Source organism: Kitasatospora sp. NPDC005856 (assembly GCF_040629945.1).
Lineage (GTDB): Bacteria > Actinomycetota > Actinomycetes > Streptomycetales > Streptomycetaceae > Kitasatospora.
Genome location: NZ_JBEXWT010000072.1, coordinates 37,697 through 46,815 on the forward strand (window position 1 = coordinate 37,697; position 9,119 = coordinate 46,815).

Genomic DNA, 9,119 nt, shown 5'->3' on the forward strand with positions numbered 1-9,119 from the left:
GTCAGTAGAGGTTGGGCAGCAGGGCGGCGGCGTTCTCGTAGACCGCCCAGAGCAGCGCGCCGACCACCGGCGCGAGGCTCAGGTAGGCGGCCGAGCGCCGCCAGTACCGGGCCAGCAGCAGGGCGGCGGCCACCGCGCCGAGCAGACCGAGCGACCACAGCTGGAGCGTGGCCAGCGCGCCCTTGTCCGCGGCCAGCGCCTTGTCGTACGGGACGGTCGCGGGCCGGCCGCCGGGGTTCTGCTCCGGGTCGCCGTCCAGCCGGGCGCCGATCAGCACGGTGGAGCCGGGGATCCAGTCGGAGTCACCGGTGACCAGGACCATCCGGTTGCGGGCCTGGTCGACGATCGGGTGGTCGCCGTCGCCGTACGCGTTGACGGTGTAGGTGAACTTGCCCTGGCCGGTGGTGGCTTCGATCTTGTCGCCGACCCGCAGCCTGGACAGTTCGGCGAACGGCGCGCCGAAGGTGGCACCGCGGCCGAAGACCACGGCGACCCCGCGCTGGCCGGGCAGCGCGGTGTCCCGGCGGTGGCCGGGGCCGCGCATCAGGTCCCGGCCGGTGGTGCCCTCGACCACCACGGCCCGGTGCAGGCCGATCGCCGGGATGTCCAGCAGCGCCACCGGGTCCCCGTCGGCGGCCGCACCGGTCGGGGCGACCGCCCGGGCCAGCTGGTCGCGGAAGGTCTTGTACGCGGTGGACTGGTAGTGCTTCTGCTGGACGTGCGAGAGCGTGAACAGGTACCCGACGAAGCCGAGCACCAGCGCGGCGGCCAGGCTGACCGCCCAGGCGCCCTGGAGGAACCGCCGCCGCCCGGGGGAGACGGCGGGCCGGGCCGGGGCGGCGGGCTCGGCGGGGGCTGCCGGCCGGCCCGGGGCGCCGTGCGCGACCGGCTTCTCCAGCACCGGGGCGGTCACGAGGTACCGCCCGAGCCGTTGCGGCGGCGCAGCAGACGGCGGCCGAGCAGCGGCGGGACGAGCACCACGGCGAGCAGTTCCAGAGCGGTGAGCGAGGACAGCATCCAGTCCTCGGGCTTGCCGCTGACCTCGACCACGTTGGCCGCCACCTCGGTGGCGGCGCCGCCGCGGCCGCGGGCGACCACCTGGCCGGTCTGCGGGTCGACCACGTCCTCGGTGCCGTCGCCGGCGCCGGGCGCGTTCGGGTCACCGCCGGCCGCACCGCCGGCGGCGTTCGGGTCGCCGGCACCGCCGGCCGTACCCGCACCGGCGCCACCCGCGCCACCGGTTCCGCCGGTTCCGCCCCCGGAACCTCCGGAGCCGCCGGAACCGCCCGCCGCACCGCCGGAACCGCCCGCCGCACCGCCGGAGCCGCCGGCCGCGCCGCCGGTGCCGCCCGTCCCCGAACCGGTCTTGACCGGCTGGCCGTTCTGCACCGTGCAGTCCAGCGGGGTGCCCGCCTTGTCGCAGGGGCTCGGCATCGGGGCGTTCTTGAGGACGGTCAGCTCCCCGACCGAGTTGAAGGTCGGGTTGGCGCAGTTGGAGAGGGTGTTCGGGTCGACCGGGCTGGCGTTGCCGGGGATGTTCCTGGTCTGCAGCAGACCGCCCTTGACCAGGCCGCGCGGGATCGGCGAGTAGCCGAGGTCGTCCGCCTTGCCCTGGCCCTCGCACAGCACGTAGGAGAGGAAGCGGCTGAGCGCGGAGCCCTTGTCGTTGTTGAAGCGCGGCGGCGGCGGGTTGGCCGCCCCGGCCCGCGGCACGATCAGGTAGCTGTAGCTGGAGATCGGGTAGGCGCGCGGGTCGTTCATGGTGTAGACGCCGTCGAGGTTCTGCTGGAGGTAGTTCGGGTCGTTCGGCGCGGTGCTGTCGTCCACGCCGCGGATCTTGGCGGCGGTGAGCGCGACGGCGACGTTCGAGGCGGTCGGCAGCGCGTAGTAGCCGGCCTGGTTGAGCACCTTCACGACCGGCCAGTTGCTGCGCTTGGCGAAGGCGTACTCGTCGTAGCCGATGGTGCCGACGTTGGTCGGGGACTTGATGTAGCCGGCCACCACGTCGGAGCCGTTCTGCGCGGTCATCCGGCCGGACGGCGGGAAGAACTCAGTGTAGTCGCCGCAGCTCACGCCGTTGACGGACTTGCAGTAGGCGTCCCACTGGTCCTTGTGGGTGTGCTCCATCCAGCGGGTGAACTGCGCGGTGGCGCCGGAGCCGTCGGAGCGGACCACCGGGGTGATCGGCAGGCTGGGCAGCGCCTTGCCGTAGTCGTTGGTGATCTTCGGGTCGTTCCAGTTGGTGATCTTGTTGGTGAAGATGTCCACGATGGTCTGCGGGGATAGCCGCAGGTCACGGACCTGCTTGCCGCCGACCACCAGGTTGTACATGAAGGTGGTGCCACCCGCCGTGATCGGGACGTAGGAGAAGCCCCAGACCGGGTTCTCCGCGCTACCGGTGCCGGACTCCTTGCCGCCCTGCCCCACACCGGTGTCCTGCCCGGAGCGGAACGGCACGTCCGAGGCGGTGAAGTCGTCCTGTCCGACCGACCACTGGGTTCGGCCGGCCGCCGAACCGACCGGGTTGAAGTTGATCTGGATGCCCTGCGGGGACACGTCCTGCCGCCACTGGTCGATGGCAGGACCGGCCCAGCTGGAGCCGTCCGCGCTCAGCGAGACGGAGGCCGCGAACGCCGGGGTCTGCCCCAGCAGGGGGGAGGCCGCCGCGAGCATCAGGGACATCGTCCCCGCCAACAGCCGGGCCACGGAGCGACTGAGGCCCCTGGACATGTGAACTCCTCTGGTACGGAGGGTGGTTGGTCTGGACATCAGTGCTTCGCCTGCGAGTGGATGGCGTACGGGCGGGCGATGCCGCCGAGCGCGGCCGCCTCCTGGCGGCGGGCCTCCCGGCTGATCATGCGCTTCTGGGCCCGGGTCAGCTGTCCGGGACGGCGGCCGCCGAGCACCCGTGCGGTGACGAAGAGGACCAGCACCACGGCCATCAGGGTCAGCCCGGCCGCGAAGCCGCGCGCGATCATCCCCTCGTAGGGCTGCTTGACGTAGTTCCAGATGTACAGCGGCAGCGAGACCTGGTGCTCGCTGAACGGGTTGCCGTTGAACTGCGAGGTGAAGCCGGAGGTCAGCAGCACCGGCGAGGTCTCGCCGACGCCGCGCGCCATGCCGAGCACCACCGCCGTCACCAGACCGGGCCGGGCGGTCGGCAGGACCACGTTCCACACGGTGCGCCACTGGCTGCCGCCGAGCGCGTAGGAGGCCTCGCGCAGGGTGCCCGGCACCAGCCGGATCACCACCTCGGCGGCCCGGGTGACGATCGGCATCATCATCACGGTGAGCGCGAGCGAGGCCGCGAAGCCGCTCTTCTCGAAGCCGAAGGTGAGGATCACGACACCGAGGATGAACAGGCCGGCCACGATGGACGGCAGCGCCGTCATCGCCTCGACCAGGGTGCGCACCGGGCGGGCCATCCGGCCGCCGACCTCGGACATGAAGACGGCCGCCGCGATGCCCAGCGGGACGGCGAACAGCGTTGCCAGGCCCAGCTGTTCGAGCGAGCCGACGACGGCGTTCAGCGCGCCGCCCGAGCCCAGCTCGTCGAGCGGGCCGGTGTGGTCCATCGACTGGGTGAAGAAGTTGAGGTGCTGGGCCGCCTCCCAGCCGCGGCTCGCGACGTAGCCGATCTGGTCGGCGATCAGCGCGACCACCAGCAGGCCGGAGCTCCAGGCGGCGACGGAGACCAGCCGGTCCCGCACCATCATCGGGTGCCACTGGAGCCGGCCGAGCAGGTGGTAGCCGGCCAGGAAGAGCAGGTACCAGCAGATCAGGAAGCCGAAGGCGCCGCTGAACGGCAGCACCCGCTCGTACAGCAGCCAGTTCAGCGCGAGCGAGCCGACCGCCGCGCCCACCACGGTGAGGACGTCGTCGCGGGTGACGCCGCCGATCCGGAGCTTCTTCTCCGGCCGCGGGGCCACGGCGGGCCCGGTGGGCCCGGTGCCCGCCGGTTCGCCGACGGGCCCGGACGCCGCGACCGGCGGCAGGTCGAGCGTGGTCATCGGATGGTCCCTTCACGGTTCGGACGGCTGCGTGCCCCGCGGGCGGGCTGAGGGGGGTTCGTCATGCTCAGTCCGCCGTCGCGGCGCCGGAGCGCGAGCGGTTGATGACGAACCCGGCCAGCACGTTGACCAGCAGGGTGAGGGCGAACAGCACCAGACCGGCGGCCATCAGCGCGGAGAGCGACAGCGCGTCCGACTCGCCGAAGCGCAGCGCGATCAGCGCGGAGATCGAGTTGGCGCCGTTCTCCAGGATGTGGGTGATGGCCTTGAAGTTCGGCGAGATGATCAGCGCGACGGCGATGGTCTCGCCCATCGCCCGGCCGAAGCCCAGCATCACCGCGCCGATGACGCCGCCCCTGCCGAACGGCAGGACGACCGTGCGGACCATCCCCCAGCGGGTCGAGCCGAGCGCGTACGCGCCCTCCCGCTCGCCCTGCGGGGCCTGGGAGAACACCTCCCGGCTGAGCGAGGCGACGATCGGGATGATCATCAGGGAGACCACCACGCCGGCGATGAAGGTCGACGAGGTGTAGGAGGTGCCGATGTCGCCGGTGCGCACCTTGAGGAAGGGGACGTACTCCCCCAGGTGGTTGGCCAGCCAGCGGACGAAGCCGATGATCCTCGGCTGGAGGAAGAACAGGCCCCAGAGGCCGTAGACGATGCTGGGGATGGCCGCCATCAGGTCGACGAGGGAGATCAGCGCGGAACGCAGCCGCACCGGCGCGTACTCGGAGATGAAGACCGCGGTGCCGAGTGCCACCGGGACGGCGATCACCAGCGCGATCACGGCGATCAGCAGGCCGTTCGGCAGGACGGCCCCGATGCCGAAGTTGTGGGCGGCGGTCTGCCACTTCTGCTCGGTCAGGAAGGACCAGCCGACGGACCGCAGCGCGTCGGTGCCGCGCAGGATCAGGAAGAAGGCGATCAGTCCCATGATCGCGAAGACCGAGAGGCCGGCCAGCCGCAGCAGGCCGCGGAACACCCGGTCGCCCGGGGTCGCGGGGGCGGTGATGGTGCGCGGCACGTCCTGGTCGGGTCCGTGGTCGGGTTGACGCGGCGCCCCGGCGTACGGTGCCGCGGGCTCGGCGGCGGATGTCATGTGTGCTCTCCGTGCTCGGGAACGGGCGTGCTCGGTGAGGGTCCGGGGCGCTGCCTCGGCGGGAGGGAACGGCGGGAAGGACACGGCGGAAGGACCGCGGGAGGTACGGCGGGAGGGGAGCGCTCGGCGGGGCCGGAACGGCGGCCCCGCCGAGCGCGGTTCCTACCTGCGGCGCAGTCGCGACCACTGGGTGCGGGCGCCGGCCAGCACCTTCGCCCCGGCCGGGGTGCCGCCGAGGAACAGCGCGGCCGGTCCGCCGACCAGCAGCACCAGGCCGGCGATCAGCGCGACGGGCAGCAGCAGCCGGGCGGTGCCGGGCCGGTCGGGCACCGGGGTGCCGACCGGGGCCGCGGCGATCGCGTTGCCGGAGGGCGCGGCGGTCGCGCCGGGCTTGGCACCGCCGGCCGCCGGGGTGCCGGGCGCCGCGGCGCCGCCGGCCGTCCCCGTCCCGCTCCCGGTCCCGGTGGAACCGGTGCCGGAGAGGCCGCCGCCGGACGCGCCGCCGGAGGAGCCGAAGCCGGTGCCGCCGGAGTTGCCGTCCGCGGTGGTGCCTCCGGTGCCGGAGGTGCTCACCGGGGTGGTGCCGTCGTCCGTGCCGCCGGAGCCGGAGGAACCGTTTCCGCTCTCCGGGGTGCCCGGCTCGCCGCCGGCCGGAGGAGCGGTCTGGTTGCCGGGCAGCTTGCCGTCCTGGGCGGCGACGTGCTGCACGGCCTCCTGGGCCTGCTGCCGCTGGGCGCCGGTCAGCGCGAGGTAGCCCTGGGCGAGCTGCCCCGGCGCGAGGCCGTAGGTCTGGCCGTCGGTGGTCACGGTCTTGAGGAACTGCGAGATCGAGGCGGCCTTCTCGGCGGACAGCCCGCCGGTCGGCACCATCGCGTACTGCACCGTGGTCAGCGGGTACGCCCGCTGGTCGCGCGAGAACGCGGTGTCCGGCGCACCGTAGGGCAGCTGCTGGACCCCGGTGGCGGCGTCGGTCGGCATGTCGGCGACGGCGGCCTGGAAGCCGGCCGTACCGGGCGACACGTAGGAGCCGGCCGGGTTGAGCAGCGCGGCCTCGGGCAGCGAGAACGCCTTGGCCTGGGCGGTGTCCATGACGGCGAGCAGGGAACGCACGCCGGGAACCTGCGCGGCACAGGGCTTGTGGCTGCCGTTGGACTCGACGTTCGGCTGCTGGCAGTTCGGCTGGTACTGCATCAGGTTGCGCGCCACCCGCCCGAGACCGTCGAGGGAGGGGTTCCACTCGTACTGCTTCCAGTGCTGGAAGTCCACGCCCGAACTGCCCTGCGCGGGCCCGGAGAAGTCCTGGACCTGGAACGCCTCCGTCGGGTAGCCGGCGAACTTCGGCTTCAGGTAGAAGCTGTCGACGCGCATGCCCCACGGGTCCGGCTCACCGTCGAGGAAGCGGCTCGCGTCCGGATCGGCGGCGAACCACGAGGTCAGCTGGTGGGTGAAGTCGGTGGTGCCGCCGGGGACACCGGGGTAGATCGTCAGGGTCCCGCCGCAACTCGTCGGCCAGTGGATCCCGTTGGCCGCGGTCTCCGGGTTCAGCTGCTTGAACTCGGGGTCGGTGAAGAGGCAGGTCGGATTGCCGGCCACGGAGGGGATGTTCGCGCCCGGCGAGGCGTAGGACTGGGTGAGCAGCTTGGCCACCAGCCGGGCGTTCAGCCTCATGTCGCGGATCTGCCGACCGGTCTTCGGGTCGTCGATCAGGTACGTGACGGAGATGCCGGTCGTGGCCAGCGGGGCGTAGACGTACGGCCTCGTCGGCGGCGACCGGTCGGGCCGCGCCGTCAGCGCGACCTCCGTGGTGCTGCTGCCGCCCAGGAACGCGGCGCGGGCCTGCGGCTCACCGCCTGCGGGGACGTAGCCCACGGTCATCGGCGCGTCGCCCAGGCACAGGCCGGCCCGCCACTGCTGCACGGCCCGGTTGGCCATCTCCAGACCGGCGGCGCCGAAGGCCTGACCGGTCGCGGCGCAGGAGTCCGCCGTGGGGGCGAAGGAGAGCGGGATCACCGTCTTGTGCTGCCAGGCGCACTGCTCGCTGGTGCGGTTGCCCGTCTTCCAGTTCTGGAAGGCGGGACCGGGCTTCATGATGCCGTCCGCGGCCGTGTAGCCGTCCGGGTCGTCGTCCAGGTCGTGGAACTCGCAGTCGGCCTTGCCGTCGAGGACCTGGAAGAGGTCCAGCGGGTCCCCTCCGTAGTTGGGCTCGACCACCAGGGAGCAGGGGTGGGTCGCGTCACAGCCGAGCGTGGCGCTCTCCTTGGCGCTCCACACCTCGATCGAGGCGGTGCCCGAGCCGTCCGGGCCGGTCGCGGCGATCACCTGGTTCGTGGGCCACTCCGGCACCTCGGTGCGCGTCGGCCGGGGCGGCTGCTCGAAGCCCTTCGTCGGGTCGCCGCCGTAGAGCGTGCTGCCGTAGCAGTCCGTCACCGAGGGGTCGGTCCCGCGGCACTGGTAGATCCGCACCGCGTAGAGGATGAAGTTCGACTCCTTCAGTGCCACCGGCACCGGGGCCTTGCTGCCGAGCGCGACGGTCGGGGTGAAACCGCTCCAGGAGACCTGGAGGACCTGGTTGGTCAGGTTGGCCGTCTGGGAGACGGTCACGCTGCCCGGCTGGCCGTACTGCTTGGTGGCCGGGATCCAGACCTTCGGGCCCGGGACGGTCACGGCCGAATCGGCGTGCGCCGGCGACGCCGCGCCCAGCCCGATCGGAAGGACGGCGAGCGCCGCCACCACGGCCTTGGCGATGGCCAGGGCCGGTAGTCGGCGGCGCCACCACCCGGGGCCTCTCGGGTCGGGTACGCGGTTTCTCATGGCGAGGCCTCCGGGAGATGCGGGCCGCCGAGGGAGGCGGCGCGAGGTCGTCGATCGCGCTGGGGACGGACGATTCCGTGCGTACTATTCGGCCAGCCGGACATGGCGGGATCCGGACGGCCAGGTGTACGAGACCACAACGCGACGACTCCGTACCGGAGTTGGGAACTCCGCAAGCGAAGGGGCCCGCGCCGAGGCGCGGGCCCGCCGACCTGCGGTCCTGCACTGCCCCCCGGTCAGTGCGCCGGGGTGTAGGACAGCGCGAGCTTGCCGATCTGCTGGCCGGCGGTGAAGTAGCCGGTGCCGAGCTTGGTGTCGAGGTACTGCGCGCCCGCCGCGTCCACCTGGAAGCTGGAGGAGTTCAGGTTCTGGGTCAGGCCGGTGCGGTTGATCACGTTGTCGCCGGCCGGGTCCAGCAGCGGGACCGGAGTGGTCGAACCGTTCGGCACGGCGGTGAAGTAGCCGTTGTCGACCGAGAAGTCGAACTGCTTGAAGGTCACGCTCTTGCCGGTGTTGAGGTTCAGGAAGAGCAGGCCGCCGCCGAACTGCACGTCGCCGTAGAAGGAGGGGATGTTCGCCACGCCGCCGCTCACCGGGAGGGTCACGGTGAGGCCCGCGGTCTGGTCGTACGCCGGGCTGGCGGGCTGGATCGGGATGATCACGATGCCGTTGAGCGCCGCGTTCGCCAGGAAGTCGACGTCCGTGGTGATCACGGCCTGGCCGGCGGCCGGGGTGACGGCCGTGTCGGCGACGGCGGCACCGCTCACCGCGGTCAGGGAGAGGACGACGGCGGCACCGGTCGCGGCCAGGCGGGCGCTGATGCGGGACATGCTGAACTCCTTGGGAGAGGGAGAGGTGAGGTGCTGGTCGTGCGGTCCGTGGACGCTCGGGAGTGGGTGCTGCGGCCGCAGGCGTACCAGTGGCGGCGGGCCCGTGCGGGCGGTGCCGCCGACGGTCGGCGTCCAGTGGTCGGAGGTGGGCCCGGCGGGCGGGGGGGGGGGGTGGTGTGGTGGGGGGGGGGTTTGTGGGGGGGGGGTTGCAGCCGGGGCCCTGGGCGCCCCCCCCCCCCCGGGGGGGGGGGGGGGGGCGGGGGGGGGGTGTTTGGGGGGGGGGGGGGGGGGTGGGGGGGGTGGGGGGGGGGCGCTGGTGCGGCGGGCGAGTTCGGCGAGGGTGTGGAAGAGGACGTCGCCGAGCAGGAC

At 72.9% G+C, this 9,119-nt stretch carries 6 protein-coding genes; all 6 read right to left on the minus strand.

What is annotated here, in order from left to right:
- Position 1: 1 nt before the first annotated feature.
- Positions 2-913: a class E sortase gene (locus ABZ449_RS31745; RefSeq protein ID WP_360353064.1), complete on the minus strand. Its 912-nt coding sequence runs from the start codon at positions 911-913 to the stop codon at positions 2-4.
- Positions 910-2,730, minus strand: a complete 1,821-nt coding sequence (locus ABZ449_RS31750) for a phosphate ABC transporter substrate-binding protein PstS (RefSeq protein ID WP_360353066.1) — start codon at positions 2,728-2,730, stop codon at positions 910-912. The genes ABZ449_RS31745 and ABZ449_RS31750 overlap by 4 nt, the downstream gene beginning before the upstream one ends.
- A gap of 38 nt (positions 2,731-2,768) precedes the next feature.
- Entirely contained in the window at positions 2,769-4,010 is a 1,242-nt protein-coding gene (gene pstA / locus ABZ449_RS31755) for a phosphate ABC transporter permease PstA (protein ID WP_360353067.1), read from the minus strand.
- Between the two features lie 67 nt (positions 4,011-4,077).
- Positions 4,078-5,109 (minus strand): phosphate ABC transporter permease subunit PstC, encoded by a 1,032-nt coding sequence (gene pstC, locus ABZ449_RS31760; RefSeq protein ID WP_360353069.1) that lies wholly within the window; start codon positions 5,107-5,109, stop codon positions 4,078-4,080.
- Between the two features lie 162 nt (positions 5,110-5,271).
- Complete coding sequence (locus ABZ449_RS31765; RefSeq protein ID WP_360353071.1) at positions 5,272-7,920, minus strand: hypothetical protein; 2,649 nt, start codon at positions 7,918-7,920, stop codon at positions 5,272-5,274.
- A 236-nt stretch (positions 7,921-8,156) separates the two neighbouring features.
- On the minus strand, positions 8,157-8,750 hold the full coding sequence (locus tag ABZ449_RS31770; RefSeq protein WP_360353073.1) for a hypothetical protein: 594 nt from the start codon (positions 8,748-8,750) through the stop codon (positions 8,157-8,159).
- Between the last annotated feature and the right edge of the window lie 369 nt (positions 8,751-9,119).